Origin of the sequence: Altericista sp. CCNU0014 (genome assembly GCF_044923475.1) — a bacterium.
Lineage (GTDB): Bacteria > Cyanobacteriota > Cyanobacteriia > Thermosynechococcales > Thermosynechococcaceae > JAAURS01.
On the sequence record NZ_CP137338.1, the window covers coordinates 978939 to 998295 of the forward strand.

Consider the following 19357-nt stretch of genomic DNA (forward strand, 5'->3'; position numbering starts at 1 on the left):
TCCTCACCAATCAGATTGTGGTAACATTGGAATCTATAGTCGGCATTGAGCGATGCCGTTGCCAGAAAAATCCTATGGTGTTAGCTACCTGAGAAATCAAAAGCAAGAGGCTCAAAACTGCTGTTGTAAGCAGGGGAAAGGTTTGCGTAAACGGGTAGGTCAACAATCTCACATAGAATGATAAAGGCTCCACTCGTATTCGATCCTGGTGACGCTGAGCACGCAATCGATGGAAATAGAATGCACCCCGCCCATAGTTAAAATGTTGTTTCCAAAAGGATCTGAGTGTTAACGTGTGAGCATGGTAAGTTTGAGCTTCAGGGGCATAAGTCATGTTGTAACCGGCATGCAGCCAGCGATCGCATAATTCCCGATCTTCCCCTGCCGCCAAGGGGAAGGTGGTATCAAAGCCACCTAATTTCTCAAATATTTGAGTCGGCAAAGCAAAATTGTTTGAAGCAAAGAAGTGCATACCCTCGTTGTTAGTGTTGTAGTACTTGTAAAGATAATCAATTAAAATTTGACTCGCTGTCGAGTAAATATTATCCGGTAATGCATTTAGAACATGCCCCCCAATCAGATTCTGTGGCAACGTGTGAAATCGATTCATGAGTGCCATCAACCAGTTGGGTGTTGGCACACAATCATCATCAGTAAAGATCAAAAACTGACCTTTAGCCATTGCGGCTCCGGTGTTACGAGCCGTCGCAGGGCCAGCGTTTTCCTGACGCAATAGGGATAACCGCAGCACCGATTGAAAAGGTTCAACAATTTGATCCAGCGGCATTACACTCCCATCATCAACCACAATCACTTCAAAATAATCGTGTGGATAGGCAAGCTGGCTCAGCCCTTGCAGGCAAGCCCTCAAACGATCAGGACGATTATAGGTGGGGATGATAATTGAGCAGGAGAGCGGGTTAATGTTAGGAAATTGAGCAACCATATACGAAGAACAACCCTATTGTTGACTGCAAGCGGAGCGATTAATTTATAAGCTTTTAGAATCGATACCAGTGGAATTGATGCCAGTGGAATTGATACTAAAAGAATCAGTGCTAGCAGAAGCATTACTAGTAGAATCAGTACGAGAAAATTGCGGTTCTTCTGGAATCTCGCTGATAATTGTATAATAGACTACATTCTATCGTGTATTGAATGATGGACATTCACTTAGATCTCCTCCTCAATTTTCCCAATGTTACGGTACAAAGTTGCGTTCATGAAGATGAAGGCATTCGCCTAGATTTAGGATTTATAAAGGAAGGTAGCCATTGTCCTAAGTGTAAGCATTTTAGTGATGATCTTCATCGAAGTCGACCTAGCTTAATTCGAGATTTATCGATTTTTGGAAAACAGACTTATCTTCGTATCTATCGTCGTCAATACTATTGTTCAACCTGCCAAAGTTACTTTACAGAACAATTATCCTTTGTCGATTGGCATCGTCGCTATACTCAGCGATATGAGGCATATATTTATGAAAGCGTGCAACGTTCGACCATTGAACAAGTATGTCGAGAAGAAGGACTGACTTGGGATCAAGTTCATGGGATATTTAAGCGACAATATAAGCTAAAAAAACCGAAACTTGGAGTCCGATTACCCGCTTGAGTATTGATGAGATTAGTAAACGTAAAGGGCATAAAGATTTTGTGACAGTGGTTTGTGATATTGAGCAGGGAAACTTGGTAGAGGTCATTGACAGTCATAAGCAAGATAAAATCATTGAAGTGCTTGAGCAACAGCCCTTAGAGATACGTGAGCGAGTTAAAGAAGTGAGTATTGACATGTGGGGTGGCTTTCCAAAAGTGATAGAAAAAGTCTTTCCTAATACAGTAGTGGTCATTGATAGATTTCATGTAATGAAGGCAGTCAATAGCAATTTGAATACGATTCGAAAGCAATCTGGGATAAAGGTCAAGAATAATAAATTTATCTTGCTCAAGAATGGGATAGATTTGAGTGCTGAAGAGAATGAAAAATTAGAACTAATATTAAAGCAGTCAGACCGACTGAGAACGGCATATGAGTTAAAAGAGTCATTTCGAGCGATATACGAGTCAGAGCTAACTGTTGAAGACGGGAAAAAGAAGATAGAGTTATGGATGGATAAAGCCAGGAAAGTTTACTGTAAAGCGATTACAACGATCTCTAATCATATAGAGGGGATATGCAACTACTTTTTAAGTCGGACTACGAGTGGAGTAATGGAAGGAATTAATAATAAAAGTAAACTGATTAAACGACGAGCTTATGGATTCGTTAACTTTGACAATTTCCGTATGCGTCTATTAGCTTAATTTTTTGATTAGACAAATTTATCAGCCTAAACCCAGAAGAGCCGAAATTGCTACGTTGAACATAGAATAAAAGTCTTGGAACAGTTTAGGTGCCGATATCCGAAGTGTAATCACATACGTTACCATTCCCACCAAACTACACAGACAGATTAATCCGAGGGACGATTGGGTAAACGTTTGTAGCAACTGTTTGCACCCAAGCATGACTATCACCATTACCGCTGAGCTGCCCAGCGGAGCCAAAAATTTTTGGATGTAAGTCTGCATAGAAGTATGAATCAATTGCCCGACTGCCCACTGACCGATCGGAAAAACAAGATATCCCCGGATAACAAATGCTGCAGCAACGGCCACAATGCCCCATTGCACGGCGATCGTAAAACTAACTAAATTCAGCACCGCACTCAAAATCGATAGCCAGAAGTTCCACATCGGTTGTCCCATGGCCACAAACACAGCACTTTTGAAGAAACTGATTGACTGAAACACACCGGCAAGTGCCAACACCTGTAGAACGGCAATTGAGGGCAACCACTGCTGACCAAACAGCACCATCACCAGTTCCGGCGCAAGTACAACCACACCTAAAAAGATTGGAAACGCAATTATACTCGTCAACTGCGTCGCTTGATAAAAGGCCGCTCTGAATTGTTCTGGGTCATGCTGTAATCGTGAAAACGTGGGTAGGGCCACCTGCTTGCTAACTTGAATCAGTAACTGCTGCATCACCCCCAAAATTCGATAAGCAGTACTGTAGTACCCTAAAGATTCTAAGCCTAAAAAATAACCAATGAGTAGATCATCTGCTCGGCTATTCCAAAATTGTAAAAAGTTAAATCCCAGCAACGGCCAACCAAACTGCATTAGATCTCGGCAATAAGCAGCAGAAAACTGAACTCTTGGTCGCCACGGAGATAATCGCCACAAAACGACTGTTCCTACCCCTTCTTGTACGAGTTGCTGACTGACCAAACTCCAAATCCCCCCTCCCTTAAGCGCGATTCCAATCCCCACGATACCGCCAATACAGGTTCCCACCAACTGCTGAATTGCGATCGCTTTAAATGCAAACTGGCGCTCCAAAAGAGACTGTTGTACTTGGCTAAATGCCAGAACGGGGAGTAACAATGAAAGGGTAGCCAAAATCGGAGCTAATTGTGGTTGAGAGAATCTATTAGCCACCCAAAGGCTGGACGTTAACATCAAAAACATCAAGCCGACGGCAACTGCAAGATTGAGCCAGAATGCAGTTTGGAGATAAACTGCATCCAACGTCTGCCGCTGAATTAATCCGGCAGTGAGCGATCGCTGAAAGAAAACTTGCAAGAACGCAACCACAATAGCAGAGATCGCCGCTAATCCAAACGTTTCAGGATTTAGCAGCCGCGCCAATACAAAAAAGATAATCAGTGTTATGGTCTGATTACCCCAGTTTTGAATGGCTGACCATACCACGCCTTGAATTGCCTGCTGTTGCAGATTCATACCTCTGTCCTACCGGATAAAATCGAGGAGACATAGCGCTGGCGAATCTGCTGATAAAGCTCAAGAAATCTTTCAGTACGTCGATCCTCACTAAAGTAATGGATTGCTCGCTGTCGCCCGGCCTGACCCATTGCCTCCGCCGTGGACTGATGACTAAGAATATGACCTAACTTCTGTGCCAACAGCTCCACATTGCCTGGTGGAACTAACCAGCCCGTGATGCCATCGGCAATAATTTCTGGCTGAGCCCCGACGTGACTGGCAACCACTGCTGTCCCTCGCATCATTGCTTCTGTTGTTACATTGCCAAAGGGTTCTTCCCAGCTAGAGGGAACGACCTGCACCCAAGCTGATTCAAATTTCTCCTCCATGCAATCGCGAGATACATGCCCCAACCACACAATCTGGCTTTCAATGCCTAAGGTTTGTGCCAATTGACGGAGCCGAGTCTCATCGGGGCCTTGCCCAGCAATGAGCAGGCGCACCGTGGGTAGCTCAGCATAGAGGATTGCAATAGCTCGAAGCAAAACATCTACCCCTTTCTCAGGCACTAGTCGCCCAGCATAGGTAACCGTTGGTGGATCGCTTAAGTCCGAGCGCAGAGAACGCCATGGCACCCCGTTATGAACGACTTCGATCGGTTGAATCCCTTCGGCTGCCAGTTGCGCTTTCATGGCATGACTTAGAGCCACTACTAGATCGAATACAGAGCGCCATTTTAACCACAGACGACGTTGTAGCATTAACACAGCCCACGACTGCGGGGTTAAACACCCTGACTGTAAACAAGCCATACCCGCTACAGACTGACACGCTAAGCCATTGGGCAACACCTTGGTTCCCATTGGGCAGATCGCCTTGTATACGGCAGTTTGATACAGACAAGGCACTGTTCGCAATAATGGCAAAATCAGCGGAGATAGCTGCCACATAAACATGCGAACATGCACAACATCCGGTTGAAACTCTTGTAAAGCCCTCCGTAAGCTGAAGTAGGCCGAAAGATTAAAAGTCTGAGAGAAAACCTGCAGACGGCTGGTGGAGCCGAAGCAACTGTAGTCTGATAGCAGGGCGCTATCCTGAACTAATCTAGCTCGACTAGAAAATAGGCGAACCTCATGACCGCGATCGCGCAGCCCCTGACGCAGAGACAACATTTGCAGCTCAGCCCCACCCGTGGGCGTGCCATAATCATTCAACAGCAAAATTTTCATCGTATGTTTGTTTGCTGAGGCTTACTCATTCATCGTTGTGATAAGTTGCTACGAGTTTGCAGGTTCGGAGATAGGGCTGCGTACCGGATCGATCTTCTGAACAGAGGCATCGTTTGCTAGAAAATGCTGCCTCTGTTCATAGCGATCTGTCAGATAGCGATTGAGGCGTTTTTCGACCGGCGCAAACAGACCAAACATTAATAACTTGTTCAAAAATTCATTGCGTGTGCCCAGCATCAGCCGATTAATCAAAGGCTGTAAAATAGTGCTCCGTCGTCGCCATCCTAACGCCTTATGCTTATGTTGAAAATAACTATCCTCAGCCAGATCCCATTTCTGACGCAAGCGACTCAAGCTAGCGAGTTCCCAAGCATCGCTCCACCGCAACATATAGAAATGCAAATCACTCCAATTTAGAGGGGTTGTCGGTACATAGGTTGCTATACTCTCTGGTTCAAAGTAAACGCTACCCCCTGCTTGCATCACTGCCATGCAAAAATCTAAATGCTCTTTAGTGTTTAGCATTGTTTCATCAAAGTTCCCTAAGGTTCGGAAAATCTTAGTTCGCACCAACATGCAATGAAACTCAGACAGTTCAGTCACAGCTCGCTGCAGCTTTGTCCGAACTTCAGCGACATCTTTCCCTTGCTTATACATTTTTTCACGCAAGCGGCGTCTGCCCTGGACATCCACCACCACATGAGACTCTCCACCAGCAAAGTGAACATTCTCATGTAAAGGCAAAAACTGGCACATCAATGGGCCCACTACCGTTGCATTTGTTTCCTCAGCGCAATTGACAAGAGCTTCTAACCAACCAGGCGAGACAACCACGTCATTATCAATAAAGACAACGTAGGGCGTATCAACATAAACCAAGCCAATATTTCGTGCTCGATTGGGGAAGAGATAGTAGTCTGTCCGAATCAAGTCAAATCCTCGGATCTGAGATTGTTCTTGCAAGTAGTGTTTAACTTGCTCAGGAGAGTTGCCATCAATATAGACCAACTTAAAAGGAAAAGTCGTATATTGGTAAATACTTTCTAAAGATTCACGTGTATAGCTAAATCGCTCCCGCGGGGTCACAACCAGCGTTACCTGAGTCTTCGCGACTTCAGCTATCGCGGGATCACTAGTTTGCATCGGGGTTGCACTAGGTTGCAATTTCTGTAAATTGTTTTTTTTAAGCCGATCCCAGGATTCTTTCGTAAACTCCTCTTGGTACGATCGCTCAACGTTCACATTCCATAGATTATGTTTCTCACCCGCAAGATTCCTTACCGCTAGCATAGCCGTCAGCATGGAATGATCCTGGTTATTGTAGCGATGCATCCCATTGCGCCCTACGGTTTGCAAATTCTCAAACGTGGCGAGATAGTCTTGGATAACTTGCAAATGCTGGCTATACTCCCCGTCGTAAACTGGGTAAGCTTTGCGTTGGCGAATCACCGCTCCATCCTCGACATCTTTAATATTCACACCCAATTGCAATGCAGCTGCCTCACGGGATGCTAGATTAATCAATTCCCGATCGCTTAGCTCCCAAAGCTCATCCCCTTCACCACAAAAATATTCCATCCCTAAACTGGTTTTGGAGGCATCAGGCACCATGCACGGACTCCAATTCTTAAAATTTTGAATTCGTCCGACTTTAAACTCAGGACTATGAATGTAAATCCAGTTATCTGGGAAGAGTTGCTCTTGGTTGACAACTAGCGCCACAATTAGGAAATCCCGATATTTTAAGCCACGAGCTGCTTCTAGTACTTCTGGAGGAGCTGGTGGATCGAGCTGCCGAAGTAGTGCTGTCACAGGGATGCTTGAAATAAAGTGATCGGCGCTGATCGTCTCTTCTCCATCCCCGCGGTGCACAGTCACACTTTTGACCCGTGAGCCTTGACGTTCAACTCTTTGAACCGTAGTGTGGAGTTGAACGCTCCCCTGTTGCTGTTCAATTTTTTCCTGGCAACGCTCCCACATCATACCTGGACCAAAAGTAGGATAGTCAAATTCTTTAATTAAACTTTTCGCGTTTTGACTCCCCCAAATTGCATTGATTACGGCTCGCTTCAGTGACATGCCTTGAATGCGCTGTGCTGCCCAATCAGCTCGGATTTGATCGCAGGAGATCCCCCAGACTTTTTCGGTATAAACCTTGAAGAAGGTTCGGTAGAGGCGATCGCCAAAGCAGTTAATGACCCAATCCTCAAAAGTTTCTGGATCGGGTATCAAACCGAGCTTTGATCGTAGTTTTGCTTGCAGATAACTCAGCAAAATTAAAAAGCTTCTCCACAAACCCAAGTTCGATAAAGTGTTTGTTATGGAGAGGGGATAGTCATAAAGCTTGCCCTCATAGTAAATGCGGGACAGTCGAGGGACTTTGATAAATTCGTTGCCTAATATTTCTTTCCAAAATTGCTGAACTTCCTCAACCTTCGTAAAAAATCGATGCCCCCCAATATCAAAGCGGTACCCTTTATATGTCTCAGTGCGAGAAATTCCCCCTACACGATCGCTTTGCTCAACAATCGTTACTTTTTTCCCTTGCTTCAACAATTCATAGCCTGCCGTTAATCCAGCTGGGCCAGCACCAATAATCATTACATGTGAGTCCTGCATTGAACTGACCCCTCAGGTAAAATATTTAACAACTACGAAATGCTTCTACTCTCAAAACTTAGCTGCGCTCTGAAATGTGGACTCAGAAGCGTGCAACCGAGAAATTGATTTAGCGGCTCTCGGCTTGCCAAATATTCGGTAGCGGAGGGTGCCGATGACAAAAGACAATCCACTGTAAAAAAAATAAAGCCAGTGCCAAGGAACTGTCCAACAGGCGAACCATAATCCGCGTTTGCTCCAAAAGAAACGATAAACCGATCTATTGATCGCCAAAAGAATTAAACTGAGAACTGCAGTGACCAGCAAACTCGGTGACCACCACCCAGACATCGCGATCGCAAAGACTAGTAAATAGGTGAGCAATACACTGGCGCGAGTTGAAACCTTTAAATTGAGGTCATTCACAAACTGGCGATCGCGCCAGAGAAGCTCTGTCCAAGGAATGGCTCGATAAAAGATCTCAGCTTTTAGAAGGGATCTTGATCGCCACTCCTTTAAATGTTTCACTTGAATGGTTTTACAGAGTAGAAGCTGATGACCTGCTTTCTTTAAGCGATACCCTAATTCAATATCTTCTACAGAGGGATATCTATAGCTCTCATCAAACCCATTCATCTCTAAAAAAATCGTTCGCCGAATCGCGCCACAAGCTCCCCAGAACGTTGATGCGACTCCACTAGCGGTTTGATGGGTATAGTGGTGAAATAAATTTTTGTACTGCGATAAAAAATTAGTCGCGCCTGGTTCGTCGTCATAAGAACCAATGAGTGCGGCGATATCGGGGCGGCCTTGAAAGATTTGCATCACTTGCTCCAAAGTATCTGCCTGCAGCACCACATCAGCATCCATAAAAAACAAAATGTCTCCTTTGGCAATTTTCGCTCCCAAATTGCGGGCATGTGCCGGTCCGGATGCTGTTACAGAAACAAATACTTTAGCCCCAGAACCTTGGGCAAAGGCGCGCGCTAGTGCCTCAGATTCATCAGTGCCGCCATCAACAACGATAATAATTTCAGTGGAGAGTGGGGCAAACTGCTCCAGACTACATAAACAAAGACTGAAATTCTGGCCACCGTTATGAACGGGAATAATCAGAGAAATTGCTGAGTCTATCATCATGAAGCCAAAATTCGGGAACTACATAACTAGACATCTCCAGAAATTAAACCTTGACCCAAGCACAGTAAGTTTCCTGGGTTTATTTCTGGAGATGTCTACTGGGTCAACAAGCACTAACCTTGCAATTTTGATTGCGGAGTTAGAAGCAAAAAATTCTAATACTTTAGAAAGTTGATCCGACAGTTATTTTGACAAGAATATAACTTCAGTTGATTTTTAGACTTTGAGTGACATTCGGCTGCTCTTCCTATCCCCAAATTCTAGAAGAGGTATAGAAATACAGCAATCTTAAATAGAATATGAACAATACATTTTTACAAGATAAGAACTGGAGGCATTTCCAATTTCATAATCAATTTAGGACGGCCGTGGATCTTTCTAGAAAGATATACAAGAGCCTGAGAATAGAAATGCTCTTTAGTGCTTGAATGCAATGGGCTGCAGGGGAGGAACTCTGACTTGCAGGAATGGTTTTTCCTCCTTATAATACGCAAAGTATTTTTATTAAAAATAACTTATCATAGAATTAACTTAAAAGCAACTAATAAAAATGAGAATTTTCTCATTATTGAAATTGTAGTTATTAATGCCAAGTGCCTTCGCAAGCTGTTCAGCATTTATTTTTTCAAAATAAATGCCTTACCACAAGGGTTTCAGCGACCGTTTTGTGCAAGTTAGATGCTTGACAGCCTTAGTGGTGCAGCTTAGTGGTGTAGAAAACTTTGAGGAGGCTGAAAGTATTAGAAGGTGGTCACTTTGTCGAATTCAATACGAGTGCTCATAGCAGCTCGTTTCTTGAGCGAGGCACAAGCCGGAGGAGGATTGGCCCGTGGCAAGCTTGGCAAAGGGCGTAATGGCAACCTCAGGTACCAAAGATGATTGATATAGCGCAGACCGATTTGCAGAAAAGTTAGGCCCCGTTGAGTATGCCAATCAATGGAATTGAGAAGACCTTGAGCCATCACCTCAATCGCCATGGAAATAGAAACGATCGTGGCAGTTGCTAGTAACATCAATAGTCGGTTCAAGGCATCTGCATCTCTGATTTTAGAGCGGGTCAGCTCAAAGGCAGCAGACTTGTAATCCTTGAAATGGGGTTCAATTCCCCCAAAGCGTTGACCATAAAGCTCAAAGGTTTGTAAGGACGGAGAATCTCCCGTAATCACTGCCCAAGCCTCCTGAGCAACGGATGGATGAGCCGTGGCCCAATGGCATTGAATATCGCCCAGAATCGTGACATCGCGAAATAGCGCTGCCTGTCCAACCTTGGGCGTGGCAGTTGATGCTCGTCCTTGCCGTTCAATGCGGACTTTGATGTCCGGGCGATAGTGCGAGATTCGGCTGCCGTGGAATAGGTGGCGACCCTTGCTGCGCGACGGTCTTTTTGACCCAGGTGGAATCGGTCTGCCACCTTCTCTCAACATACAAGGCGGGTTTTGTTCTTGTAGCCGCGATTTCAATCGCTGGATTTTATTTAATCCACGATCCTTAGCGCAAGCGACCCAGAGCTATTTCATTCTGATTGAGTAACTGTTATGGTAAGGTCATGCATCTCGACCAATCTCTGATTTTCCGATCGCGTTCCAGTTCTCAGCCTGATTAGACTTTTTCAGCAGGCTCTATTTAGCGCCGATTGACGCATCGTCCCATTTGCCCTCAGATCCACTAGCAGATTGACGGCTCGCGCGGGCTAAAGCGAAGCCAAACTGGAAATGCCTGTCTCTGGACCGACGACAGAAACGAAAGGTTCCTTCAGGTGTTGAAGGGCGGCTCGATAGAGCTGCTCTGGAGCGATCGCCTGGATGCTCTGCACGAACGCTCGGTCGTAGTCAGCACCGAGCTGGAGGAATTCGTATAGCCCGTATAAATGGGCGATCTGATGGTTTGTTTGTTTGCCGAGCGCGTGTTGGCCCAAGAGTTTATTTTTCGCGACCCGAACTTCTGTTTCGGAGAGGGGCTGGGTCGAGAGTCGCAACAGTTCGTCTTTTAAGAGCGAGAGGGCCAGAGCCGTATTTTGGGAGGCTGTTCCCAAGTACGCGACAAAATGCGAGGGATGCAGCCGCGTAGGAAACAGTCCCGACACTTCGTAGGCCATTCCTCGTTTTTCCCGCAGTTCCGTGAATAGGCGGCTGGACAACCCGCTGCACAGGTAGGTATACAAGAGCTTGAGGGCCGAATAGTCCGCATCCCGAATTGCCGGGGCCGGATAGCCCAACATGACAATCGACTGCTGCGTATTTTGAACTCGCACGCGCTGATGGGGAGTGCTGTCTAAGGTCAAACGGCTGGCGGCTGGCGGTGCGGCAGACGCAGGCATCCAGTCTCCGAGGAGTTCTTCTGCTAAGGATCGGGCTTTTTCTAGGGTAATGTTTCCCGCAATGCTCAGCACGGTGGTATCTGGACGAAAATACCGCGCGTGAAACTGCCTGAGTTCGCTGCGCTGAAGCCGTTCTACGGTTTCCAGGGTACCGAGTCCGTTCTGGCTGTAGGGATGGTGGCGATAAATGGATTGGCGCAGTTGCTCGAGGGCGATCGCCATGGGTTGTTCTTGACGCGCTCGAATGGCCTGGAGCGTCAGCTTGCGTTCTAGCGCTAGCTCTGACTCGGGAAAGATCGGATGTCGAATCAGACCCGCTGCCAGTTTCAAAATATCGGCAAAGTCCGAGCCGATCGTTTTGAGGCTGACCAGGAAATAATCCGGCGCGCTGCTGACCCCAAGGCTAGCTCCAATAGACTCGACCTGTTCTGCAATTTCTTGAGCGGTCTGGGTCTGGGTCCCTTTGGTCAAGAGCGATGCGGCCATGTGCGAGAGACCGGCTCGATCGAGCAGTGGTTGCTCGTGGCGACTGCCCGCATCTAAAAAGATGCGAGCTGCAATAATATCAGCCGATGGATTTTCGGTAACGAGAATGACGAGGCCGTTGTCTAGAACCGCACGGTGGCTATCGAGCTGCAAACCCGAGCTGCGATCGCCCTGAATCGAAGAAACCTCAGCCATTCTTTCCTGTGTCTATTTTGATGTACCTTTACTGGGCACCTTAGCACAAGACTTATTCGGCGCAGAAGCACTGACCTTGGGTGCCGAAACATCAGGCGCATTGGTATCGGGAGCGGGAACCCCAACCCCCTTACGCAAAATCTTGCCAACATTGGGCACCAAGCGGCTCACGTTCGGGACCGACACGCCTACATCTGGCGCAGATGCTTTCGTTTTTACCTGCGGACAGCTAACGGTCGGGCCTTTGACATTGACATCGGCAGACTGAGCCATTTTGGCGGGAACGATTGAGGCACCCATCGTTCCCGCGAGCAGCACGATGCTGCTATTTTTCAAGATTCTAGATAAGCGGTTCATGGTAAAAGTCTCTTGAGTGCTGTAATTCCATCTTAAAAGGTGAGGCAGAACTTTGAGATCGCTCCATCAGAGACAACTTCCAAAATCTACCTCTGCCGATCGGTAGATTATTTAGACTCGCAGCGCGAATGCCTTGATGCTTTTGCGCGCGATGGTTCTAGACCCATGGGATGCAGAATTTCCTCACAACTTCTTCATCCCAAGCTGTCAATCTATGATTGACAGCTTGGGATAAGGAAAGACAGCGAGGGCGTGAAGGAATTGCAATGAAAACCGATTTTCTAATTGTGGGTAGCGGCCTATCTGCTTTGGTCTTTGGGGCCTTAATGGCCAATGCAGGCAAGACCGTCCGAGTGTTAGAAGCCCACGAACATCCGGGCGGCTTCGGTCATACCTTTACGATGGCTAAAAAATATACCTTTAACGCTCAACTTCACTATGTCTGGGACTGTGGCGAAGGCTATACCGTCAATCGAGTGCTCCAGAAACTGAATTTAGATAAAAAAGTTACCTTCGAGCGCTACGACCCCAATGGATTCGATCGCATGAGAATGCCAGGTTACGCCCTGGATATTCCCTCAGACTCTCAGGAACTGATCCGGCGACTGTCCGAGCTATTTCCTCAAGATGCGAAGAACATTCGCAGGTTTGTATTGGAAGTTGAAAAAACGAGCGCGGGACTGAAGAAACTAGCGCCGCCGCTCGACCCTGGCGAACTTCTCAGGCATTTGGGAGAAGTATTGGGTACTGCGTCGTACCTCAATAGTACGCTTCAAGATGTATTCGATAAATTTAAGCTGCCCCAAGCCGCACAAACCCTACTGGCGCTCCAGTGGCCCGACTTTTTGCTCCCACCAGCTCGACTTTCATTTTATGCTTGGGTCATTTTATTCACGGGTTATCAAAAGGGTGCTTTTTACCCGACCCATCATTTCGAGCACGTCATCCAGTCCTTGGTGAACGCGATCGAAACAAATGGTGGCGAAGTCCTTCTCAACCTTGAAGTGAAGCAGTTTACCATTGCAGACAAAACGGTCGCTGGGGTTCGAGCGATGGATCGCATTACCCACCAAACTCGTGAATTCGCGGGCGAAACCGTTATTTGTAACATCGATCCTAAGAAAGCCGCCCAAACAATTGGGATGGAACATTTCTCGAAGGCGGTGCGAAAGAAGCTCGATTACGACTACTCCCCCTCCAACTTCATGGCCTACTGTGCGGTGAAGGATCTCGATCTGCGGGACTACGGCTTTGGGAAATGGAACACATTCCATTCCGGGCACCTGGATTTGAACGAAGCCTTCGAGCAAATGTACGAAAAGAACGATTTTTCAAATCCCAGCTTTGCCATTACGACTCCTACTTTACTCACCAGCGAACATCGCGATTGTCCGGAAGATTGTCAAATCATCGAATTCTTGACGGTAGCCAATTACGACTACTTCAAACACCTCAAAGACTCGGACAGAAAAGCTTACAGACAGAAAAAAGCAGAAATCCTCGATTCCATCTTAGATGCGGTCGAAAAACAATACATTCCGAATCTCCGAGAGCATCTGGTCTTTAAAGTTACGGGAAGTCCTACGACAAACGAGCGGTTTTGCTGGTGTCCCAGCGGCAATTCCTACGGCTCCAGCCTTACCCCGCGCAATATGGGTTTGGGACGGCTCAACCATCAAACCTCCCTCAAAAACTTTTATTTTTGCAATGCTTCATCGGGCTATCCAGGATTTGCCCCAACCTTTTGGACGGGTGCGATCTTGTACCAACGCTTGTCCGGCGATCGCATTTTAGGCTGAAGTTGGCCCACCTTTAGCACCTCATCCGTCAGACCCTCCTATCGGACGCAACGTTATGAGAATCGCGATTATCGGCGGCGGCGCAAGCGGCTTAGTTACGGCCTATTTACTCGACAAACAAGGACATCGCGTCACTGTTTTCGAGCAACAGCCGATTTTGGGCGGGCATATCCGCACGCTCAATAAAAACGTCAAACCGGATCGGCCAGCGTGCCAAGAGATTTTAGAAGGCGGCGTATTGGAATTTCCCACTGCATTTCGCAGCTTTCTAGCCCTCATGAAAGAGCTAGAGGTTGAATTAGAGCCAGTTCAGGTTGGCTCGGCGCTATTTTTGCGAGATGGTCGCCATTTTCTCTCAGCAAACGCGATCCAAAAAAACTTCACCGGAATGCAGCGCGCGATCGAGTATCTCCGCCTCGATACGCTCTACGCTCGTTCTGCTGCATTCTGGGTCAAGATGCAGTTTCCTAAAATCCAGGATTTTTACAACCAGCCCTTGTCTCAACATTTGAAAGGCGAAGGAATTCGGAATTGCTGGCTGAAGTTGCTGACGATGTACAGCTACTCGATGCCCTTCGAACGACTCGACAATTTCCCGGCGGAGCTAGCCATTCCGGCTTTGAGAGAATACGTGTTTTCGGACTGGGTAAGGGTTAAAGGCGGCGTATATTCCTACGTTGAAAAAATTTTGGAACGATTCAAAGGCGATATCTGGCTCGATGTTGAGATTGCCAACGTTTCTAGAACGACCTATGCCACGAACGTTCAATTCTTGGACGGGGTGACGCAGACGTTCGATAAGGTCGTTTTTGCAACGCCACCGGATCGGGTCATGCAGTTATTGAGCGATCCCACCCCTAGCGAAACAAAACGATTCTCGCCCTGGCAGGCGAATTACCAGAAAACCGTACTCCATACCGATACCTCAATGTACGATCGCCACGGCATCAGAGAATGTTCGGAATTCGATTTTTTTCAAACAGACCGAGAGTGGGGCTATAACGCCTATCTCAACCACCTGTGCGGGATCGAATCGCCCGTAAAGTACAGTCTGGCGTTTCACCTCGAAGAATTGCTTGCGAAAGACAAGATTGTGCAAGTCTTTGAACACCACACGCCGCTCTATACGGTCGAGTCGTTCCGCTACCGGGATGAAGTCGCGAGAACCAACGGCGAAAACAATACCTACCATGCCGGAGCTTATCTGGGGGATGGGTTGCACGAAGGGGCGATCGCCTCTGCGATGGAAGTCGCTCGATTAATTGGTTAGGTAATGGGTGAGGGACGCCCCCTACCCCGCTTGAAGAATCTGAGCGGCAACCGCAAGACTTTCCTCAAACAGCAAATCGTGGCCCCACCGCTGGAGCTGCTGGCTCATCAACACCTCAGGGCTGTGCTCCGTCAAAGGCGACACATGCTGCACCCGACAAGATTGGGCCCCGCCGCCCGCCTCCATCCGCATACAGCCCCGCGTTTCGGAACAGATAATCGTGCAGCAATCTGCCTCTAGATTGGTCGAGGTTAGCTTTAGGTCGATCAAATCTCCAATCACCTCTCCGGGACTGGCGACCGGAATAGCCGCCAATTCCGCTTCGATCGCGAGCTGTTCGTCATTGGTAAACTTAATCCGACGCAGGTCGTAGTCGCCACCTTCGCGAACGCTTGCGACGAACTTCCACTTCAGACGGCTGGCCAGCCAACCCAGATATAAAAATGCCTGCGCGGCATTGCCCGCTTCGTAATCTAAAACAAAGCGATCCACTTCCTTGAGTGCTTCGCGTCGGGAGGGTGGGTCGAAGGCTTCCGCCGTCAATTCTTGCCAAGCTGCAAGCCGTCGCCAATTGAGATCCGCAACGTTGATGCCTTGCTGGTGCAGGTTCTGGATATTGACTAAGGCTTTGGTCGCCTCATCGAAGGTGCTAGTGTCTACAATTACCAAATTGATAAAGGATGACAGTTTGCGAAACAGATCCTCCTGTAGATCTGGAATTGTCTTCCACCACAAAAATTTAGGCAGTTCTCCAATGAGCAAAGATTGAATAAAGCCGCTCGCCTCTGCCAGTTCGGCATCGGTGCCCGTGAGCGTGATGTATTCGCAGCAAATGAGGCTGCCGCTGCTATGCTTTTGCACCGGGCAGTAGGCGGAAACCTGAGCCGTCACGCCCCCCGTCGATTCCGGCACGGGACACAGGGCGATGATGCGGCAGGGATTTTGGCTGGCGACCTCATCGGCACCCCCTGCACCCCCCGCATCCAATGCGTAGGACATTTCGGGGACGGGGGCTTGGTTCGGCTGCGATCGCCGCATTGCCAACTGCTCGCGGAGCGTCATCCGCAGTTCCGGCGAAGACCGACCGTTCATGGCCAGACCTAAGTGGTTCTGCGCTGCTTGGATAGCAGCTTTTGTGCGCGGTCCGTCGATGCCATCGATAGGCCCCGTATAGTAACCCAGCTCGGCGAGCAACTGCTGGGTTTCAGAGGGTTCGTACACGATCAAGCTAAAGGTCGAAGCCCGAGTTGCCCCAGCTAGGCTACCATCGTCGCCTGAAGTGAGGTCGCTCGTCCAAATTTTATTGAGTGCTTCAGTCACCTCTTCGAGCGATACGTTTTGAGGTGCTTTTAACGCAATGAGCGGGGCAGGAGAAGTTATCATAACGCCTACGTTTTATGCTTTTAAGTGGATCGCAATAGAAGGAAATCAGAAACGACTCGCTACATTCAACTTTAAAATCTGCGCCAGCTTTAAAGCCTGCGCCAACGCCGACCGTCGCGGTTGAGCAACTGTTCCGCCGCTTCAGGACCCCAAGTCCCGGCCTCATGGGTGGGCATGTCCGCTGGATTTGTGGGGGATTCCCAAACCGTGAGGGCGGGCGTCACCACTCGCCAAGCCGCCTCTACTTCGTCGGCGCGGGTAAAGAGCGTTTGATCCCCCATCATGCAGTCTAAAAGCAGGCGATCGTAAGCGTCGGAACTGGTGACGCCAAAGGCAGCACCGTAGCCAAAATCCATATCGACCGAGCGCGTCCGCAAATCTGGCCCTGGCATTTTGACCTCAAAACGCATTTCAATGCCTTCGTTGGGTTGAATCCGCAAGGTCAGAACGTTGGGATTTACCTGCTGCGCTGCCGACTGAAAAATCAAGAAGGGAACTTCTCGGAAGTGAATGGAGATTTCGCTGACTTTCTTCGGTAACCGCTTCCCGGTTCGCAGGTAAAAGGGCACCCCCTGCCAGCGCCAAGTATCGATGAGGAGCTTCATCGCCACAAAGGTCGGCGTGTTGGAGTTGGGATCGACCCCCGGCTCCGTCCGATAGCCCTCCACGGGTTTGCTCTTCATCCAGCCCTTGGTGTACTGTCCCCGAATGGCAGAGTGTTCTAGGTTGTTGATGTTGGCTAGGCGCATGGCTTGCAACACCTTCACCTTTTCATTGCGAATGCTATCGGCATCGAGGGCGTTGGGGGGTTCCATGGCGGTCAGGCACAAAAGCTGCAAAATATGGTTCTGGACCATATCCCGCAGGGCGCCCGCACTTTCGTAGTAGCCCGCGCGGTCCTCTACGCCGACGGTTTCCGCGACCGTAATTTGGACGTGATCGACAAATTGGCGATTCCAGAGGGGTTCGAAGATCGCGTTGGCAAACCGAAACACCAGCAAATTCTGAACCGTTTCTTTGCCCAAATAGTGGTCGATCCGGTAAACCTGGTTTTCGCGGCAGACCTTTTGCACCACTTTATTGAGCGCCTGCGCCGATTGCAGATCGCGCCCGAAGGGTTTTTCGATTACCAAGCGGGTTTTTGCCCGATCCTTGAGCATCCCGGCGTTGCCGAGTTGCTGAATGGCTTCGGAGAAAAACTTGGGCGACACCGAAAGGTAAAACACGCGATTGCCAAAGGTGCCGCGACGACCGTCCAGCTCGCTCAAAAATAAATTGAGCTTTTGGTAAAAGGCGGGATCGTCCATATCGCCGGGGCAATAGAACAGTCCCTCAGCAAAGTTATTCCAGGCATCTTCGGCTTTGATACCATCGGAAAATTCTTCCACGCCCTGCTTCAGGTGTTCTCGGAAGAAGTCGTGGCTCCATTCCCGTCGCGCGACGCCCACGATGGTCAGCTCGCTGGGGAGGCGGCGGGACTGCATCAGGTGATAGATGGCTGGAACCAGCTTCCGCTGAGTCAGATCGCCGGAGGCTCCAAAAATAACCAGAATTTGCGGTTCGGGAATGCGCTCTTGCTGAAGGCCAACGCGCAGCGGGTTTTCGAGAAACGTAGTCGCCATAGGGTTTATGTTCTTATACCGTTGCCAACCGTTGAACCTTATCTTGGAGGGAACCGAGCAGCGATTCGAAGGGCTGCACGAATTTCACGATGCCGTCTGCCAGCAGCTCTGTCATCACTCCATCTATGTCGATGTAGATATCGGGATCGCTGAGGGAGGCGATGATTTGACGCGCCTCGTCAACGCCCGTTGCAACGCGGTTGTCAACGTCGCAGTGATCGGCACAGGCTTTAATGGTGCTGGGGGGCAGGGTATTCACCGTGTCGGGGCCGATCAGCTCGTCTACGTACATCACGTCGCTGTAGTTGGGGTTTTTGGTGCCCGTGCTGGCCCACAGCAGCCGCTGTACCCGCGCACCCTTTGCCGAAAGCGCTTTCCAGCGATCGCTCTGGATAATCTTGAGATATTCCTGATAGGCAACCTTAGCATTGGCGATCGCCACTTTCCCTTCAATCGATTTCAAGCGCTGGGTTAGCTCGGGATTCCCCTCAACTTCTTTAAGGCGCGCTTCGAGCAAATCATCGATTTTGCTATCGATTCGACTGAGGAAGAAGCTGGCGACCGATGAAATGTTGCTGATGTCTTTGCCCTCAGCTACCCGCGCTTCTAGCCCTCGAATGTAGGCCCAGGCTGATTCGACATAGCTTTGGACTGAAAACAACAGCGTTACATTGACGCTGATGCCATCGGCGATGACTCGTTCTACCGCCGGAAGCCCCATGGCCGTACCGGGAATCTTAATCATCACGTTGGGGCGATCGATGACCTTGTGGTAGCGCCGCGCTTCCGTAATGGTGGTTTCAGTATCGTCGGCAATGGTGGGCGGAACCTCAATGCTGACATAGCCATCCAGCCCGCCGCTTTGGTCGTAGATGGGTCGTAGAATATCGCAGGCATTGCGGATATCGTCAAAGACGAGCGACTCGTAGATTTCCATGACCGTTTTTTTGGCGCGGATGCCCGCTTCGATATCGGCATCGTAAACGGCATTTCCGGCGATCGCCTTTTCAAAAATGGCTGGGTTTGACGTGATGCCTCGCACGCCCTGATTTTCAATCCAGTCCTTGAGTTCGCCAGACTGGATCAGGCTGCGGCTGAGGTTATCCATCCAAATGCTTTGACCGAAGTCTTTAATTTCGAGTACGTGGTTTACAGCAGCAGTCATTGCAATTCTCCAAAACGTTAATA

At 48.6% G+C, this 19357-nt stretch carries 14 protein-coding genes and 1 pseudogene; 4 read left to right on the forward strand and 11 right to left on the reverse strand.

Annotated elements, in window-relative coordinates:
• Positions 1-10 precede the first annotated feature (10 nt).
• Positions 11-946 carry a glycosyltransferase gene (locus R6H26_RS04905; protein ID WP_404788838.1) on the reverse strand — a complete coding sequence of 312 codons (936 nt, stop codon included), beginning with the start codon at positions 944-946 and terminating at the stop codon, positions 11-13.
• A gap of 212 nt (positions 947-1158) precedes the next feature.
• On the opposite strand from R6H26_RS04905, the gene R6H26_RS04910 reads away from it, so the two are divergent.
• Together R6H26_RS04910 and R6H26_RS04915 are read left to right on the forward strand one after the other, a co-directional pair.
• Positions 1159-1614: a helix-turn-helix domain-containing protein gene (locus R6H26_RS04910; protein ID WP_404788840.1), complete on the forward strand. Its 456-nt coding sequence runs from the start codon at positions 1159-1161 to the stop codon at positions 1612-1614.
• Entirely contained in the window at positions 1611-2303 is a 693-nt protein-coding gene (locus R6H26_RS04915) for an ISL3 family transposase (RefSeq protein ID WP_404788842.1), read from the forward strand. The genes R6H26_RS04910 and R6H26_RS04915 overlap by 4 nt, the downstream gene beginning before the upstream one ends.
• A 21-nt stretch (positions 2304-2324) precedes the next feature.
• Here the strand turns inward: R6H26_RS04915 and R6H26_RS04920 are convergent, their stop codons facing one another.
• The 7 genes and pseudogenes from R6H26_RS04920 to R6H26_RS04950 form a co-directional block, all read right to left on the reverse strand.
• A complete protein-coding gene (locus R6H26_RS04920) occupies positions 2325-3788 on the reverse strand; it encodes a lipopolysaccharide biosynthesis protein (RefSeq protein ID WP_404788844.1) in 1464 nt (487 codons plus the stop codon).
• Positions 3785-5002: a glycosyltransferase family 4 protein gene (locus R6H26_RS04925; protein ID WP_404788846.1), complete on the reverse strand. Its 1218-nt coding sequence runs from the start codon at positions 5000-5002 to the stop codon at positions 3785-3787. The genes R6H26_RS04920 and R6H26_RS04925 overlap by 4 nt, the downstream gene beginning before the upstream one ends.
• Positions 5003-5050: 48 nt before the next feature.
• The gene (locus R6H26_RS04930) at positions 5051-7621 is read right to left on the reverse strand and encodes an FAD-dependent oxidoreductase (protein ID WP_404788848.1); all 2571 of its coding nucleotides are present in this window, start codon (positions 7619-7621) and stop codon (positions 5051-5053) included.
• A 51-nt stretch (positions 7622-7672) separates the two neighbouring features.
• Positions 7673-8740 carry a glycosyltransferase family 2 protein gene (locus R6H26_RS04935; protein ID WP_404788850.1) on the reverse strand — a complete coding sequence of 356 codons (1068 nt, stop codon included), beginning with the start codon at positions 8738-8740 and terminating at the stop codon, positions 7673-7675.
• Positions 8741-9480: 740 nt separating this feature from the next.
• Positions 9481-10011, reverse strand: a pseudogene (locus R6H26_RS04940) (IS4 family transposase); the annotation flags it as partial.
• A 419-nt stretch (positions 10012-10430) separates the two neighbouring features.
• Positions 10431-11738: a M16 family metallopeptidase gene (locus R6H26_RS04945; protein WP_404788852.1), complete on the reverse strand. Its 1308-nt coding sequence runs from the start codon at positions 11736-11738 to the stop codon at positions 10431-10433.
• A gap of 12 nt (positions 11739-11750) precedes the next feature.
• The gene (locus R6H26_RS04950) at positions 11751-12095 is read right to left on the reverse strand and encodes a hypothetical protein (protein WP_404788854.1); all 345 of its coding nucleotides are present in this window, start codon (positions 12093-12095) and stop codon (positions 11751-11753) included.
• A gap of 266 nt (positions 12096-12361) precedes the next feature.
• Here R6H26_RS04950 and R6H26_RS04955 point away from each other — a divergent pair, with 266 nt between their 5' ends.
• Together R6H26_RS04955 and R6H26_RS04960 are read left to right on the forward strand one after the other, a co-directional pair.
• Entirely contained in the window at positions 12362-13894 is a 1533-nt protein-coding gene (locus R6H26_RS04955) for a phytoene desaturase family protein (RefSeq protein ID WP_404788856.1), read from the forward strand.
• A gap of 55 nt (positions 13895-13949) precedes the next feature.
• Positions 13950-15164 (forward strand): FAD-dependent oxidoreductase, encoded by a 1215-nt coding sequence (locus R6H26_RS04960; RefSeq protein WP_404788857.1) that lies wholly within the window; start codon positions 13950-13952, stop codon positions 15162-15164.
• A 21-nt stretch (positions 15165-15185) separates the two neighbouring features.
• On the opposite strand, the gene opcA is transcribed toward R6H26_RS04960, so the two are convergent.
• The 3 genes from opcA to tal all read right to left on the reverse strand — a co-directional run bounded on the left by opcA (position 15186) and on the right by tal (position 19334).
• Positions 15186-16547, reverse strand: a complete 1362-nt coding sequence (gene opcA, locus R6H26_RS04965; RefSeq protein ID WP_404788859.1) for a glucose-6-phosphate dehydrogenase assembly protein OpcA — start codon at positions 16545-16547, stop codon at positions 15186-15188.
• Between the two features lie 89 nt (positions 16548-16636).
• Positions 16637-18169 (reverse strand): glucose-6-phosphate dehydrogenase, encoded by a 1533-nt coding sequence (gene zwf / locus R6H26_RS04970; RefSeq protein WP_404788861.1) that lies wholly within the window; start codon positions 18167-18169, stop codon positions 16637-16639.
• Between the two features lie 13 nt (positions 18170-18182).
• On the reverse strand, positions 18183-19334 hold the full coding sequence (tal, locus tag R6H26_RS04975; RefSeq protein ID WP_404788863.1) for a transaldolase: 1152 nt from the start codon (positions 19332-19334) through the stop codon (positions 18183-18185).
• Positions 19335-19357: the final 23 nt, after the last annotated feature.